Genomic DNA, 13507 nt, shown 5'->3' on the forward strand with positions numbered 1-13507 from the left:
GCTTGATCTTCGGGCACGACGGGTCCAACGCTGGCCGCGACATCTGGCCGCGCAGGTTCCGTCATGCCCAATTCCCGTCTGTTCACGCCCATCCTGATCGGCGGATCGCTGATCCTGCTGATCAACTTCGCCCTGCGGGCCAGCTTCGGCGTCTTCCAGATCCCCATCGCCGCCGATTTCGGCTGGCCCCGTGCGGAATTTTCCCTGGCCATCGCCATCCAGAACCTGGCCTGGGGCATCGGGCAGCCGATCTTCGGCGCACTTGCCGAACGCTGGGGCGACCGCTGGGCGATCATCCTGGGGGCGATCCTGTATTCCACGGGCCTGATCCTGACCGCCTTCGCCACCAGCCCCGCCACCATGCAGCTGCTGGAGGTGATGGTGGGCTTCGGCATCGCGGGCACGGGCTTCGGCGTGATCCTGGCCGTCGTGGGGCGCGCGGCCAGCGACGAGAACCGCAGCCTGGCCCTGGGCATCGCGACCGCCGCGGGTTCCGCGGGCCAGGTCTTCGGCGCCCCGCTGGCCGAGGTTCTGCTGGGCTTTTATGCCTGGCCCACGGTGTTCATCATCTTCGGCGTGATCGTGCTGTCCTGCATGGCCTTCCTGCCGATGCTGGGCGACGGCAAGCCCGCCACCCGCCGCGAGCTTGAGGAAAGCCTGGGCAGCGTCCTGGGCCGAGCCTTCCGCGACCCGTCCTTCCTGATGATCTTCGCGGGATTCTTTTCCTGCGGCTATCAGCTTGGCTTCATCACCGCCCATTTCCCGGCCATGATCACCGAGATGTGCGGGCCGATCAATCCGATGGGCACGCTTGCCAGCATCGGCATCACCACCACCTCGGCACTGGGGGCGGTGGCGATCAGCCTGATCGGCCTTGCCAATATCGTGGGGTCGATCCTGTCGGGATGGCTGGGCAAGCGTTATACCAAGAAATACCTGCTGGCAGGGATCTATACCCTGCGCACCATCGCTGCCGCCGCCTTCATCCTGATGCCGATCACGCCGGCCAGCGTCATCATCTTTTCGCTGGTGATGGGCGCGCTGTGGCTGGCCACGGTGCCACTGACCTCGGGGCTGATCGCCTATATCTATGGGCTGCGCTACATGGGGACGCTTTACGGCTTCGTGTTCCTGTCCCACCAGATCGGGTCCTTCCTGGGGGTTTGGCTGGGGGGCAAGCTGTATGACGCTTATGGCGACTATACCCTGGTCTGGTGGGTCGGCGTTGGCGTTGGCGCGATCAGCGCGCTGATCCACCTTCCGGTGCGCGAGGCGCCGTCGCGACTGCCCGTTGCGGTTCCTGCCTGATCCGGCAGGCGGTCGTTGCCGCCAGCTTGGAACTGCCCTAACGTCACCCTGACAAGCAGGGAGGACAGACGATGACCCGAACCACCATCCTGGGCTGCGCCGTGCTGGCAACCTTGGCGGCACCCGCCGCCGGGCAGGACACCGCAGCGCCCGAAGCCCCCGCCAACACTGCCGCCTGCCCGGTTGCGGAATTCACGATGGGCGTCCGTTTCCAGCAGCAATCGGCTGAAATTCGGGCGCTGCAGCTTCAGGCCTATAACATCGCGACCGAGAAACTCGATGCCGCCGTCGAGGCCGCCGCCGATCCATCCAGGCTGGCGGTCGTCACCGACTTGGACGAAACGGTGATCGACAACACGCCGCTGCTGGCGCGGGATCTGGCCGATTGCCACACCTATGACGCCTGGGACACCTGGCTGCCCTGGGAACGCGACGGCAGTCCCACGCTGATCCCCGGCGCCAAGGAATTCCTGGACCATGCCGACAGCCTGGGCGTGGCGATCCGCTATATCTCGGACCGGGCGGACGAACAGAAGGACCACACATTGGCCACGCTGACCGAACTGGGCCTGCCGCAGGTCAGCCCGGAAACGGTGCTGCTGCTGGGCCCGCCCAAGGTCGAGCGGCGCGAGATCGTGGCGGCCGATCACCAGATCGTCCTGATGCTGGGCGACACGCTGCATGACTTCGATGCCCGTTTCCGCAAGACCCCGCTTGAGGATCAGAAGGCCACCGTGGCCGAGGAAGCGGACAGATGGGGGACCGAGTGGATCGTCTTCCCGAATGCCGCCTATGGCACCTGGTCCGAAGCAACGCTGACGGAGTGGGATGCCGAACCTGTCATCGAGGAATGGTAAGCGACGGTTTGACCTTCCGGCACGGCGGACCTAGCTTCCGCCCTGCCTAACCCCAGGGGACAAGCCGATGACCAACCAGCCGCGCCGCCATCATCCTTCGGAACGCGCCATGGCGATCCGCTATCAGCAGATGTCGGCCGAGGTGAAGGCGCTGCAGCGGCAATGCTATGCCCTGGCGACGCTGCGGCTGCGCGCGGCGGTTCAGGCGAACGGCACCGGCAAGGGTCTGGCCGTGGTCAGCGACATCGACGAGACGATCCTGGACAACACTGCCGTCATGGCCCATGCGATGACGCTCGGCGAACACCTGGACGGGTACGAGACCTGGAAGCTGTGGGAACGCGAAGGGACGCCGCATCTGCTGCCGGGCGCCGCCGATTTCTTCCATCTGGCCGACAGCCTGGGCGTGACGATCTTCTATGTCTCGGACCGGTTCGAGGAAAACAAGCTGGCGACCATCGCCACCCTGTCGCGGCTGGGCCTGCCGCAGGTCCATGCAGACCGGGTGCTGCTGTTCGGCCCGCCCAAGGCCGAACGCCGCGCCGCCGTCGAACGCGATCACCGCGTCATCCTGCACCTGGGCGACACGCTGCACGATTTCCACGGCTGCTTCGCGGGCGTGACGCTGGACGAACAGCACAAGCTGGCCAATGACCACGCCGACCGCTTCGGAGAGGACTGGATCGTCTTTCCGAATGCTGCGCATGGCACCTGGATGGAGGCGGAACTGCGCCCGTGGGAGGCGCCGAAGCCGCGCTAGTCGCCCAGATGCCCCGCAATCGCCCGGCCCAGGGCGAAGGCGCGCTGTTCCAGGATCACCGGCGTTTCGCAGACATAGGTCAGCGACTGCTGGCGTTCGGTGAAGATGCGCTGATCCCAGTCCAGCGCCTCCTCGGCGGCGTCGATGGCGTCGAAGTCGGGTTCCGCCGCGGATTCGAGTTCGGCCATGGTGGCGCGGCGTTCCTCGATCCGGCGGGCCAGATCGACCTGGCTGCGGCCATAACGCGCAATCCCTTCGATCAGGGCGGACCGATCAGGTTCGATCTTGCCCATGACCGCCACCATCAGTGCCGTCAGCCGGGCATCGTCGGCGCCTGCCGCGAATTCCGCGATGGCGGCCTCGGCTTCCTCCATCGGCAGGCGGCGCTGTTCCAGCCGTGCCGCCAGCGCGTCGATCTGCGGGTCGCGGGCCAGTTCCGTCACCCGGTCGTCCGGCACTGGCCCGGTCCAGACCTGGCCCAGCGACAGATGCGGCTGCTTGCGCTGGATGCAGGGCCAATCGGGGTCAGTGCCGGCGGCCGACCATGCCGGCCCTGCGGCGATCGTCAATGCGAACAGGATGCGTTTCATCCCCTCTCCTTCCGTCTGGCCCACAGGCCCTTGGCGGGATCATACATGAAGACGGCGGCACCGAAAAATGCCGCCAGGCAGCCCGCCACCACGGCCAGGGCCTGCCCGTTCCATTGGAGGTAAAGCGCAAAACGGATCAGCTCCACCGCATAGGTGAATGGGTTTGCCGCGCAGATGTCGTGCAGCAGGGGCGAGCTTTCGTTCATCCGCCACAGCGGATAAAGCGCGGAAGACGCAAAGAACATCGGGAAGATGACGAAGTTCATCACGCCCGCAAAATTCTCCAGCTGCCGGATGGCCGACGACAGGAACAGCCCCAGCGCGCCAAGCATGAGACCAGACAGCACCAGCGCAGGCAGCACCGCGACATAGCCCCAGGCAGGCGGGCGGATGTCCCAGAACCAGGCGATCAGCAGAAAGGCATAGGCCTGGATGATCGACACGATCACCCCCGCCATCAGCTTCGACCCCAGCAGGAACCAGCGGGGGAACGGGCTGACCAGCAGCGTCCGCATGGCCCCGGTTTCCCGGTCATAGACCATCGACAGCGACGACTGCATCCCGTTGAACAGCTGGATCATCGCCACCAGGCCGGGGGTCACATAGACCTCGTACAGCACATAGGTCTGATAGGGCGGCGTGATCGACAGGCCCAGGACGGCGCGAAAGCCCGCGGCGAAGATGAACAGCCAGACCAGCGGGCGGACCAGGGCCGCCATGAAACGACCGCGTTGCTGGACAAAGCGCAGCGTCTCGCGCCATGCGATGCCGCGGAAGGCGGTGGCCCAGGCCGCGGCGGGAAAACGGCGGGCGGTCATGCCGCCGCACCGGTCAGCGACAGGAAGGCCTGCGTCAAGCCCGACTGCCCCGACACCGCCGTGGCCTTGCCGCTGTCCAGCACGCGGCCCTTGTGCAGGATCACCAGATCATCATCCGGCTGGATTTCGTCCAGGATATGCGTGGCCCACAACGCCGACACGCCCTCGGACGCGATCAGGCTGCGGGTCAGGGCCAGAACCTCGGCTCGGGATTTCACGTCCAGACCCACCGTCGCCTCGTCCAGAAGCAGCAGGTCGGGACGGTGGATCAGGGCACGGGCGATTTCCGCCCGGCGCTGCTGTCCCCCCGACAGGGCCGAGACCCTGTCCCCCGCCCGGCTGTCCAGGCCGACCTGGGCCAGCACCCGTTCGATACGGTCCCTTGCCTGGGGGCGGGATATGCCGTGCAGGGCAGCGTGATAGGCCAGGTTCTGCGCCACGCTCAGATCCGCATCCAGGGCGCGGCTTTGAAACACCACCCCCAGCCGCGCCATGGCCTGTGCAGGCTGCCGGCGGACATCATAACCCGCGACCTCGATGCTGCCGCTGACATTGCTGTAAAGGCGCGTCACCAGCGAAAACAGCGTGGTCTTGCCTGCGCCGTTCACGCCCAGAAGCGCGGTAAAGCTGCCGCGCGGCACAGTCAGCGACACGTCCGACAGCGCCTTGACGCTGCCGAAGCTGTGGGACAGGCCGGTGATGCGAAGCGCGTCTGTGGACACGTCACTCCTATTGGATATTGAACACGGCCTGCTGGCTCTCGCCGGACGATCCCGGCACCGACAGTGTATAGCGTCCGGGCGTGACCGCAATGAAGCTGATCACCGCCGTGCCCGCATTGTCGAATTCGATGCTGTGGACGCCCATGGGGCGGATCTCGATGTCGTTGATGACGATCTCGTTGATCCAGATGGCGCGAAAGAAATCGCCGCCCGACAGCGCGAGTTCCTGGCTGCCGTCGGCATTGATGGCGATGCGGTAGAAGCCGCCGGACTTCAGCGTGTATTCCCCGCCCGCGACCGGCTGCCCCGACGCCAGCGTCAGCGGTGCCAGGTCGGTGCGGTTGTCGCGCGCCATGATCCCCGAAAAGCCGTAATCGAACTTGCCCTTGGCGTCATAGGTGGTGGCAGTGGCGCCTTCGTCTTCCTCCTCCTCGCCTTCTTCCTCGGCTTCAGTGGCCTCGGGCGCGGCTTCGGTGGCGGCAGTGCCCTCGGCAGCCGGGGTTTCCTGGGCCGCGGCGGGGACCGACAGGCCGGCCATGATCATCAGGACGGTCAGCAGACGGGTCATGTCATTCTCCTTGGGAAATGGATGGCATCAATTCGGGGCGACCACGACGCCCCAGGGCTGCTGGCCCACGGGGACGGATTTCACGACCTCCTCGGCGGCGACGTCGATGACCGACACGTCGTTGGAATTGCCGTTGGTGGTGAACAGGTATTTCTCGTCCGGGGTGAAGGCCATCTGCCAGACCCGCTGGCCTACCAGAAGGTAGTCCTTGACCTCGTCCGTCTCGCCGTCGATCACCGCCACCCGGTTCGACGGCCCAAGCGCCACGAAGACCTTCTTCCCGTCGTTCGTCACGCGCACGCCGACGGGCTGGATTGCCTCGGGCAAGACACCCGGCACTTCGAAGGTGATCTTCTTGATGATCTCTTGCGTCGCAGGGTCGATCACGCTGACAGTGCCGCCGATCTCGGCGCTGACATACAGCTTGGTGCCGTCGTGGTTGTATTCGGCAAAGCGCGGGCGGCTGTCCACCAGGACGTTGGCGACGATTTCAAACGTGTCTGTGTCGATGAAATGCGCCATGTTCGTCGTTTCCGACGTGTTGATGACGATCTTGCCGTCGGGGCTGACGCCCATCCCTTCGGGCTCGACGCCCACGGGGATTTCGGCCAGCACCTGCTTGGTCTTCACATCGACCACGGTGACAAGGTTGTCATCCTCGTTGGCGATATACAGCGGGTTCCCGGACGGGTGCAGCACGAACAGTTCCGGGTCCGGGCCTGACGGCAGGGTGTGCATCTCCTCCATCGTGTTGGGATCGAAGACCCGAACCAGGTTGTCGTCGGAGGCGCAGACGTAAAGTTCGCTGCCGTCAGGCGATATGGTGATGCCGCGCGGACGGTTGCCGACCGGATAGTTGCCCAGAACCTCCAGCGTTTCGCTGTCGAGGACGGTCACATCGTTGCCCTTTTCGTTGGTGACGAAGACGCGGTTGGCAAGCGCGGGTTCCGCCAGAAGGGCAAGGGCAGGGGCCAGGACCAGGAGATGCTTCATGGAACCTCTCAAAAGGAACATTCGGTTTCGGGACGGTCGATGCCCAGGGTGTCCAGCGCACTGGTCTGGTGCAGATACTGGTCCTGTGGGCTGACCGAGGTGGTCAGGACGCCGGTGGTCAGCAGGATCGGCTGGCGGACCTGATGGTCCCAGTCGCGCACCGTCAGCTTCTGGCCCTTGAAGCCCGCCACGTCGAACTGATCGGACAGGATGAATTCGCGCAAGACGGCCGGGTCGGCCGACTGGGTCCGGGTCGCGGCCTCTCCGACGATGCGCAGGGCCAGCCAGGCCTGGTAATCCTCCTCGCGGATGGGGCGGTTGGCCAGTCTCTCGAACCGGTTCTGGTATTGGATCCCGCCCCAGGCCTCCATCGCCGGGTGCCAGCTTCGCGGCACCAGCCCGGCGGATCCGGCGACGGGGCGCGGATCCCAGGTCAGATAGGGGAGATAGGGGGCGAAGATGTCGCTTTCGTCCGCCGCGATCAGCACGTCGTAATCGGGCGCGCGCTGCGTGAAGACGGGCATCTGCGCCTGCACCTGGACATGGCCCGAATCAGTGCTGCGGGCGCCGCCAGTATCCTCGAAGATGCGCTCCTCGACGATGGTGGCGCCGAACTTGGCTGCGGACCGGCGCCAGGCTTCGGCCAGCACCTGGTCCTCGGGGTGGCTGCCGTGGACCAGAAGCCAGTCGGGCCAGTTCTTCCACATCAGGAATTGCGCCAGCGCATCGGTCAGCATGGCATGGCTGGGCGCGACATGGATGGTGTTGAACCGGCAATCGACCCCGCGCAGGCTGTCGGCCCGTGCCCGTGCGTTCAGCAGCATCGCGCGGTCGCCCGTCTGGTCGGCCAGGGCAAGCGTCGTCGCGTCGTCGGCCAGAACCACGACGAACTGGATGCCCTCTGCCAGGATCTTGTCCAGCTCGGCTGCGGCGGTTTCGGGCGTGGCGGTGACTTCCAGCGCCTCGAAGTCCTGGCCCATGAAGCGGCCGGTGGTGTCGTTATCCTCGATCGCCAGGCGGGCGCCCGCGAATCCCAGATCCTCGACCGGCAGATCCAGCCGGGATATCGGCGGCAGCCTTTCCTCGTCCACGCGCAGCACGGCCGCGCGGATCTGCTGCATCTCGGGCTGGGGCTGCTGGGCCATGACAGGCCCGGCCAGCGCGGCGGCACCAGCCAAAAGTCCTATGATTCCCTTGAACATTTCATGTCTCCCTGCCGGTATGTTGGGTCGTGCAAGGCCTTGGGACAAGCCGGTTTTTGTTCCCGTTCCGACCGGGAAGATTTGGATCAGTCTTAGGTCTTATGGACGGACCGCCCCCGCCGTCGCATGGTCAATGGGCATTTGGAAGGAAGCAGACAGATGATGCAGAAGATCCTGGGCCTTGCCGTCGCAGCCACGCTGGCCATGACCCTGGGCGCAGAGGCGCATGGCCCGTCGCGGCTGAAGACCGAACAGTCCGTGGTGCTGGACGCCACCCCGGACGAGGTCTGGCAGGTCATCGGCAAGTTCGACGACATGAGCTGGCACCCCGCCGTCGCCCGGACCGAAATGACCCCGGAAGGCGCCCCTGCCGATGTCCCCGAGGAATCGACCCGGATCCTGCATCTGAACGCGGAAAGCGGCGATCCGACCATCACCGAAAAGCTGATGTCCATCAACCCGGACAAGCGGCAGTACAAATACATGATCACCGATGTCGCGGTCGAGGTTCTGCCGGTGACGAACTATTCGTCCACGCTGCAGGTCAACGACAAGAACGGTCGCGCCGAGGTGGTGTGGAAGGGCGGCTTCTATCGCGGTTTCCCGAACAACGATCCCCCTGCCGACCAGAACGACGACGCGGCGATGGCGGCGGTGAACGGCGTCTACCAGGCGGGCCTTGATGCCCTGGCCGAACGGTTCGGCAAGGCCGAGTGAGGCTTGCCGCAGTTCTTCTGATGCTGGCGTCCCCCGCCCCGGCGGGGGATTTGGCATTCGTCACCAGCCAGAACGCAGACATGGTGACGCTTGTCGAGACGGCCACAGGCACGGTGCTGGCCCGGACGCCGGTTCCCGGAAAGCCTGCGCCCGTCGCCTATGATCCGGTGATGGGGCGTGCCTATGTGATCGCGGCGGATACCGGGCGGCTCTTCGTGCTGGATGAGGAAGGCGTCGTGAGGGACAGCCTCGATCTGGGCGAGGGGGCCTTTGGCCTGGCCACGGCCGTGGACGGCGGGCTGTTCGTGACCGACTGGTTCGGGGCGCGGCTGATCCATCTGGACCGCGACCTGCAGAAGGTGTGGGAGGTTCCCACAGGCGCGGCCCCGGCGGGCGTTGCGGCCAGCGCCGACGGGCAATGGGTCGCGACGGCGGACCGTGATGCGGATGCGGTCAGCATCTTCGACGCCCGCAGCGGCGCGCTGCTGCACCGGATCGGGACGGCCGGGGCACATCCCTTCGGCATCACCTGGCACGAGGGGCGGTTCTGGACGGCGGATGTGCAAGGCGACACGGTGTCGGTGATCGACCCGGTTTCCGGCAGCCTGACAGGACAGGTTCCGACCGGCAGCCACCCCTATGCCGTGGCCTTCACCGGTGGACGGGGGTTCGTCACCAACCAGTATGACGGCACGCTGACCGTGTTCGATCCGGCCAGCCTGGACGTGCTGGCGGAAGTCCCGGTCGGCGACTACCCCGAGGGCATCAGCGCCCTGCCGGACGGCACTGCCGTCGCCGTGGCGAACTGGGATTCCGACACGCTGGCCGTGGTGAATGCCGAAAGCCTGGCGATCACGGCTGAAATCGACATGCCGTCCGGCCCCCGCGCCTTCGGGCAGTTCACGGGTCGGCAGGTGTCGCCCTGACAAGGGCCGCCCCACCGGCGGCCTGCCAGCCCTCGATCCCGCCGGGAAACCAGTGGACGCCGGTATAACCCAGGGCGACCGCGCGACGTGCGGCATTCCAGCTCATCCAGCAGTCGCTGCGGCAGAAGATCACCAGGGGCGCGGCCCGGTCGCCCCCGCTGGCCTGTTCCAGGCCGCGTTCCAGACGCGCCTGTTCGGCCGGGGCCAGGGCCTCCCAGCCGGTATCCGACAGCCAGATCGCGCCCGGGATCGTCTCGTGCGGGGGTTCGCGCCAGATCGTGCCCTCGGGCAGCCCCTCGGGCCGGGTCTTGCGCGGCAGCACGTCCAGGAAGGGAACCCCTTCGGCGTGCAGGCGCATTGCCTGTGTTGCGTCGATGACGGTGGCGCCCTGCAGGGTTGCGGGAACCGGGGCGCGATACGGCTCGCCCCGATAGGTGTCGGGCTCGGGAACCTGGGCGGTGGCCGGTCCCGCCAGCATCACGGCCAGCAGGACCGCGCGGATCACTGGATCAGCTCCTTGCCATAGTCATCGACCAGGGGCACGCCCGCCTCGCGCAGGATGGCGTTGATCTCGGGCTGGTGGCGGCGGATCAGGCTGTTGAGTTCCCGTTTCCATTCCTGTTCCGGCAGCCGCACCCCCATGGTGATGCGATAGAACATCTTAGGCCCCGTGGTTTCCTTCAGCAGGGGCGTGAATTGCAGGTCCGGGTCGTCCTTGACGCGCGGCCCGGCCAAGGGACCCCACAGCACGGCGGCATCCAGCGTGCCGTCCTTGACGCCCTGGATCAGGTCGCCCACCGGATCCTTGACGCGGCGGTCCACGAACAGGTCGGCGCCGCGCATGTCCTTGGCAAGCCCCGCCTGCGCCATGATCGAGGCGGGCGGCGATCCGGCGATCACCCCGATGGGATGACCCTTCAGCGCCGGATCGGTCAGGTGATCCACCTGGGCCAGGTCGCTGTCCTTGCGCGTCACGATGCCGAAGACCGATGTGTAGTAGTGGTTCGTATTCTGGACCAGTTCATCACCCTGGGCATAACCCATGACCACATCGCATTCCCCGGCCCGCAGGGTCTTGGCAATGAAGCCCATGCCGGACGGAAACCAGGTATAGGTCACGGGCAGGCCCAGCCATTCGCCAAAGGCCTCGGCCAGCTTGTTTTCAAAGCCCGACCCATCCTGCGACGACATGGGCGCATTGGCCGGATCGGCGCAGACGCGGAACTGCGTGGTGGACCGCAGATCCGCGACCTGCGCCGCAGCCGGCACCGATCCCAGGGCCAGCGCCACCATTCCCCAGCGGATAATACCCATCTTACATCGACATGCAGGAATCTTCCTGCGCCGTGTATTCCTCGGACTTGTCGGCGCGCTCTGCCGGGCGGCCGCGCGGCAGTTCGTCGGTGCCCCGCGCCAGCAGATAGACATAGATGTCGTCGATATAGCACCAGACGTTCTTGTTGGTGCCAAAGGCCGGCATGACAAGATTGGCCGCGCTGTTCACGTCCTGCTTGCCGGACGCCACGACCTCCTGGAAATCATAGTAATCCATCCGCAGCACCGACTCCTTCAAGGCCGGCGCATAGGTCGACCCCTCGCCGTCGGGACCGTGGCAGACATGGCATTCTGCGGAATAGCGGCGGAAGCCGTTGAAGGTCGCGAAATCGACCACGCCGTTCTCGATCTTGTAGGTCGGGATGCCCTCGGCGTTATACCAGCGGCCGTTTTCCTGGGTGACGGGAGTGATGTCCATGCCGTTGGGAAGGGTGGTCGCGCTCTCGGCCATCCCGACGGGTGCCTCGCCCCCCTGGGTGGGGGCGGCAGATTCCGCCGCCGGTGCCGCGCCGGACGTGGCGGCTGCGGCGCCTGCGCCGGCTTCGGCAGGTGGGGGGGTCTGGGTCGTCGTGTCCTGCGCCAGGGCGGCCGTTGCCAGAGACGCGGCAAGGACCAGCGACGCAAGGCTGGTGATGGCTTTCATGCTGTCATTTCTCCCGAATTTCAATTTACCCGTCCTCCTCAGGTAAAACTCCCCCCGAAGATATCCTCGGGGGGAGCGTTGGATAGCGCAACTTTACGTTAGCGGGCCGAAAGTATTAGCCGCTGGTGCCGCCTTCGGCGGGTGCGGGTTCCGCCGCCGGATCGGCAGCGGGTTCGGCTGCGGCCGAAGCCTCGCCCGGCAGTTCGAACACGGTCAGCTGGCCGCCCAGTTCGGTGTAATCGGACAGCGCCGCATAGCCGCCCACGGCGCCAAGGCCGTCGTTCGGGTTCGTCAGGCCGGCCGCAAGACCGATGCCCGCCCAGCCGCCGACGCCCGACAGGATGCCGACATACTGCTTGCCGCCATGTTCATAGGTCATGACGTTGCCGATGATCCCGGACGGGGTCTTGAACTTGTAAAGCTCCTCGCCCGTTTCGGCATCGACGGCCTTCAGGAAGCCTTCCAGCGTGCCGTAGAAGACCACGTCGCCCGCGGTGGCCAGGGCGCCGGACCAGACCGAGAACTGCTCGGGCAGCGACCATTTGATCTTGCCCTCGATGTTGTCCCAGGCGATGAAGTTGCCCATGCCGCCATGGCTGTTCGGGGCCGGATACATTGACAGCGTGGCGCCGACATAGGGCTGGCCTGCGGTATAGGCGACGCGGAACGGTTCATAGTCCATGCAGACGTGGTTCGTCGGCACATAGAAGGTCTGCGTCTTGGGCGAATAGGCCGCCGGCTGCTGGTCCTTGGTGCCAAGGGCCGCGGGGCAGATGCCGGTGGTGTTCTCGTCCTCGCCGTTCTGCGCGGTCGAGTATTCGGCCACGACCTGCGGACGTCCATAGGTCTCCGAATTCGGATCCATGTCCACGCCAGTGGTCCAGTTCACCGCCGGGTCATACTTCTCGGCCACCAGCAGTTCGCCGGTCTCGCGGTCCAGCGTATAGGCCAGGCCGTTGCGGTCGAAATGGGTCAGCAGCTTGCGTTCGGTGCCGTCGATCTCCTGTTCGGTCAGGATCATCTCGTTGACGCCGTCATAGTCCCATTCGTCATGGGGCGTCATCTGATAGAACCACTTGGCCATGCCGGTGTCGGCATCGCGGGCCATGATGGTCATCGACCACTTGTTGTCGCCCGGCCGCTGCGACGGGTTCCAGGTCGAGGGGTTGCCGGTGCCGTAATAGATAAGGTTCAGGTCTGGATCATAGGAATACCAGCCCCAGGTGGTGCCGCCGCCGATCTTCCACTGGTCGCCTTCCCAGCTGTTGAGGCTGCTGTCGGCGCCGATCGGCTTGCCCAGATGGGTGGTCTTCTCGGGATCGACCAGCATCTCCTCGTCCGGGCCGGTCGAATAGGCCTTCCAGGCCTCGGTGCCGTCGGCCAGGTTATAGGCGGTGACGCGGCCGCGCACGCCGTATTCGCCGCCCGAGACGCCGACGATTACCTTGTCCTTGACCGGCAGAACGGTCGCGGTGTTCGTCTCGCCGATGGCGGGGTCGCCGGTCTTGACGGACCACTTCACCTCGCCGGTCTTGGCATCCAGCGCCACCAGCGTCGTGTCGGCCTGGTGGCTGATGATCATCCCGTCGGCATAGGCCACGCCGCGATACACGGTGTCGCAGCACATGACCGCAATCACCTCGGGGTCCTGCTGGGGCTCATAGCGCCACAGAATCTTGCCGTCATTGGCCAGATCCAGTGCGAAAATGTTATTGGGGAACGGCGTATGGACATACATGATGTCACCGATCACCAGGGGGTTGCCTTCGTGACCGCGCAGCACGCCGGTCGAGAAAGTCCAGGCCACCCGCAGATCGCCCACGTTGTCGCGGTTGATCTGGTCCAGTTCGGAATAGCGATGGTTGGCATAGTTGCCGGTCTGGATCGCCCATTGTTCGGGCTTGGCCGTTTCGGCCAGGACGCTTTCGTTGGCCCAGCCCGCCGTGCCCGTCAGAAGCAGCACGGCTACCGTGCTGTTCAGCAATCTTTTCATGGAAGTTCCTCCGATGTTGGAAGCGAGCGACAGGTTCCCTCCTCCCATCGCCGTCCTGGAGGTAGTCTTTGACGG

At 65.6% G+C, this 13507-nt stretch carries 15 protein-coding genes; 5 read left to right on the plus strand and 10 right to left on the minus strand.

All coding sequences use genetic code 11. The features are described 5' to 3' along the window. Window positions 1-63: 63 nt before the first annotated feature. The 3 genes from RAH32_RS12490 to RAH32_RS12500 all read left to right on the plus strand — a co-directional run bounded on the left by RAH32_RS12490 (window position 64) and on the right by RAH32_RS12500 (window position 2925). Entirely contained in the window at window positions 64-1308 is a 1245-nt protein-coding gene (locus RAH32_RS12490; protein ID WP_306608270.1) for an MFS transporter, read from the plus strand. A gap of 71 nt (window positions 1309-1379) precedes the next feature. Beyond that, window positions 1380-2165 carry a 5'-nucleotidase, lipoprotein e(P4) family gene (locus RAH32_RS12495; protein WP_306608271.1) on the plus strand — a complete coding sequence of 262 codons (786 nt, stop codon included), beginning with the start codon at window positions 1380-1382 and terminating at the stop codon, window positions 2163-2165. A gap of 67 nt (window positions 2166-2232) precedes the next feature. Next, window positions 2233-2925 carry a 5'-nucleotidase, lipoprotein e(P4) family gene (locus tag RAH32_RS12500; RefSeq protein WP_306608272.1) on the plus strand — a complete coding sequence of 231 codons (693 nt, stop codon included), beginning with the start codon at window positions 2233-2235 and terminating at the stop codon, window positions 2923-2925. On the opposite strand, the gene RAH32_RS12505 is transcribed toward RAH32_RS12500, so the two are convergent. From RAH32_RS12505 to RAH32_RS12530, 6 genes are read right to left on the minus strand one after another with little or no spacing between them, the layout of a single operon-like run. Then, entirely contained in the window at window positions 2922-3515 is a 594-nt protein-coding gene (locus RAH32_RS12505; RefSeq protein WP_306608273.1) for a hypothetical protein, read from the minus strand. The two genes, RAH32_RS12500 and RAH32_RS12505, sit on opposite strands and share 4 nt — an antisense overlap. Beyond that, window positions 3512-4333 carry an ABC transporter permease gene (locus RAH32_RS12510; protein WP_306608274.1) on the minus strand — a complete coding sequence of 274 codons (822 nt, stop codon included), beginning with the start codon at window positions 4331-4333 and terminating at the stop codon, window positions 3512-3514. Before RAH32_RS12510 ends, RAH32_RS12505 begins: the two co-directional genes overlap by 4 nt. Continuing rightward, on the minus strand, window positions 4330-5055 hold the full coding sequence (locus RAH32_RS12515) for an ABC transporter ATP-binding protein (protein WP_306608275.1): 726 nt from the start codon (window positions 5053-5055) through the stop codon (window positions 4330-4332). The genes RAH32_RS12510 and RAH32_RS12515 overlap by 4 nt, the downstream gene beginning before the upstream one ends. 7 nt (window positions 5056-5062) lie before the next feature. Beyond that, the gene (locus RAH32_RS12520; protein ID WP_306608276.1) at window positions 5063-5623 is read right to left on the minus strand and encodes a cupredoxin domain-containing protein; all 561 of its coding nucleotides are present in this window, start codon (window positions 5621-5623) and stop codon (window positions 5063-5065) included. Between the two features lie 27 nt (window positions 5624-5650). After that, the gene (locus RAH32_RS12525; RefSeq protein ID WP_306608277.1) at window positions 5651-6616 is read right to left on the minus strand and encodes a YVTN family beta-propeller repeat protein; all 966 of its coding nucleotides are present in this window, start codon (window positions 6614-6616) and stop codon (window positions 5651-5653) included. Between the two features lie 8 nt (window positions 6617-6624). After that, window positions 6625-7818, minus strand: coding sequence for an ABC transporter substrate-binding protein (locus RAH32_RS12530; protein WP_373429710.1), 1194 nt, complete (start codon window positions 7816-7818; stop codon window positions 6625-6627). Window positions 7819-7980: 162 nt separating this feature from the next. Between RAH32_RS12530 and RAH32_RS12535 the strand changes: the two genes are divergently transcribed. Beyond that, complete coding sequence (locus tag RAH32_RS12535; protein WP_373429713.1) at window positions 7981-8535, plus strand: SRPBCC family protein; 555 nt, start codon at window positions 7981-7983, stop codon at window positions 8533-8535. After that, window positions 8532-9461, plus strand: coding sequence for a YncE family protein (locus RAH32_RS12540; RefSeq protein ID WP_306608279.1), 930 nt, complete (start codon window positions 8532-8534; stop codon window positions 9459-9461). The genes RAH32_RS12535 and RAH32_RS12540 overlap by 4 nt, the downstream gene beginning before the upstream one ends. On the opposite strand, the gene RAH32_RS12545 is transcribed toward RAH32_RS12540, so the two are convergent. From RAH32_RS12545 to RAH32_RS12560, 4 genes are all read right to left on the minus strand, one after another. Then, window positions 9436-9939: a PQQ-dependent catabolism-associated CXXCW motif protein gene (locus tag RAH32_RS12545; RefSeq protein ID WP_306608485.1), complete on the minus strand. Its 504-nt coding sequence runs from the start codon at window positions 9937-9939 to the stop codon at window positions 9436-9438. The genes RAH32_RS12540 and RAH32_RS12545 overlap by 26 nt on opposite strands. Before the next feature lie 23 nt (window positions 9940-9962). After that, window positions 9963-10775: a substrate-binding domain-containing protein gene (locus RAH32_RS12550; RefSeq protein ID WP_306608280.1), complete on the minus strand. Its 813-nt coding sequence runs from the start codon at window positions 10773-10775 to the stop codon at window positions 9963-9965. A 1-nt stretch (window position 10776) separates the two neighbouring features. Continuing rightward, complete coding sequence (locus RAH32_RS12555) at window positions 10777-11439, minus strand: c-type cytochrome, methanol metabolism-related (protein WP_306608281.1); 663 nt, start codon at window positions 11437-11439, stop codon at window positions 10777-10779. A 115-nt stretch (window positions 11440-11554) separates the two neighbouring features. Continuing rightward, window positions 11555-13432, minus strand: coding sequence for a methanol/ethanol family PQQ-dependent dehydrogenase (locus RAH32_RS12560; RefSeq protein ID WP_306608282.1), 1878 nt, complete (start codon window positions 13430-13432; stop codon window positions 11555-11557). Window positions 13433-13507: the final 75 nt, after the last annotated feature.

Source organism: Paracoccus yibinensis, assembly GCF_030846195.1.
Classification (GTDB): Bacteria; Pseudomonadota; Alphaproteobacteria; order Rhodobacterales; family Rhodobacteraceae; genus Paracoccus; species Paracoccus yibinensis.

Bases quoted from the DNA above. Each gene is read 5' to 3' on its own strand.
- RAH32_RS12555 (WP_306608281.1), bottom strand. From the start codon at position 11,439: ATGAAAGCCATCACCAGCCTTGCGTCGCTGGTCCTTGCCGCGTCTCTG.
- RAH32_RS12545 (WP_306608485.1), bottom strand. From the start codon at position 9,939: ATGCTGGCGGGACCGGCCACCGCCCAGGTTCCCGAGCCCGACACCTAT.
- RAH32_RS12520 (WP_306608276.1), bottom strand. From the start codon at position 5,623: ATGACCCGTCTGCTGACCGTCCTGATGATCATGGCCGGCCTGTCGGTC.
- RAH32_RS12525 (WP_306608277.1), bottom strand. From the start codon at position 6,616: ATGAAGCATCTCCTGGTCCTGGCCCCTGCCCTTGCCCTTCTGGCGGAA.
- RAH32_RS12490 (WP_306608270.1), top strand. From the start codon at position 64: ATGCCCAATTCCCGTCTGTTCACGCCCATCCTGATCGGCGGATCGCTG.
- RAH32_RS12530 (WP_373429710.1), bottom strand. From the start codon at position 7,818: ATGTTCAAGGGAATCATAGGACTTTTGGCTGGTGCCGCCGCGCTGGCC.
- RAH32_RS12510 (WP_306608274.1), bottom strand. From the start codon at position 4,333: ATGACCGCCCGCCGTTTTCCCGCCGCGGCCTGGGCCACCGCCTTCCGC.
- RAH32_RS12495 (WP_306608271.1), top strand. From the start codon at position 1,380: ATGACCCGAACCACCATCCTGGGCTGCGCCGTGCTGGCAACCTTGGCG.
- RAH32_RS12505 (WP_306608273.1), bottom strand. From the start codon at position 3,515: ATGAAACGCATCCTGTTCGCATTGACGATCGCCGCAGGGCCGGCATGG.
- RAH32_RS12560 (WP_306608282.1), bottom strand. From the start codon at position 13,432: ATGAAAAGATTGCTGAACAGCACGGTAGCCGTGCTGCTTCTGACGGGC.
- RAH32_RS12550 (WP_306608280.1), bottom strand. From the start codon at position 10,775: ATGGGTATTATCCGCTGGGGAATGGTGGCGCTGGCCCTGGGATCGGTG.
- RAH32_RS12535 (WP_373429713.1), top strand. From the start codon at position 7,981: ATGCAGAAGATCCTGGGCCTTGCCGTCGCAGCCACGCTGGCCATGACC.
- RAH32_RS12500 (WP_306608272.1), top strand. From the start codon at position 2,233: ATGACCAACCAGCCGCGCCGCCATCATCCTTCGGAACGCGCCATGGCG.